At 77.8% G+C, this 544-nt stretch carries 1 pseudogene; it reads right to left on the bottom strand.

The window, feature by feature from the left end:
• A pseudogene (locus FV222_RS28755) lies at positions 1-527 on the bottom strand (GNAT family N-acetyltransferase); the annotation flags it as partial.
• Positions 528-544 lie beyond the last annotated feature (17 nt).

Below are 544 nucleotides of genomic sequence, written 5' to 3'. Positions count from 1 at the left end.
GCGAGCCGGTCGGCGGCGAGCAGGCCGATGCCGCGGCCGTTGGTGAGGATCGCGAGGCGCTTGCCCGCGAACGGGCGCTGGTGGGACAGCGTCTCGGCGGCCGAGAACATCGCGTCGAGGTCCTCCACCGCGAGCAGGCCCGCCCGTCGGAACGCGGCGGCGTAGACCGCGTCGGGCCGGGCCAGGGCGCCGGTATGGGTCTCGGGGTCGCGCCCGTCGCGGGCGTGGCGGCCGGCGCGCAGGACCACCACCGGCTTGGTGCGCGCGGCGGCACGCGCCGCCGACATGAAGCGCCGGGCGTCCGACACCCCGTCGAGGCACAGCAGGATCGCCCGGGTGCGCAGGCAGTTGGCGAAGTGGTCGAGGCAGTCGGCGACGTCGACGTCGCAGGCGCTGCCGAGCGCCATCACCGCCGAGAACCCGGCCCCGTGCCGGGCGCCCCACTCGACGATCGCCCCGGCGACCGTGCCCGATTGCGAGACCAGGGCGAGGTCGCCCGCCGCCGGCGCGCGGGCCGGCTTCGAGGCGCGCGATCAGCGGCGCG

This window comes from Methylobacterium sp. WL103, from assembly GCF_008039885.1.
Lineage (GTDB): Bacteria > Pseudomonadota > Alphaproteobacteria > Rhizobiales > Beijerinckiaceae > Methylobacterium > Methylobacterium cerastii.
The sequence above is the reverse complement of the archived record's forward strand: the minus strand, read 5'-3'. Positions and strand labels throughout refer to the sequence as shown.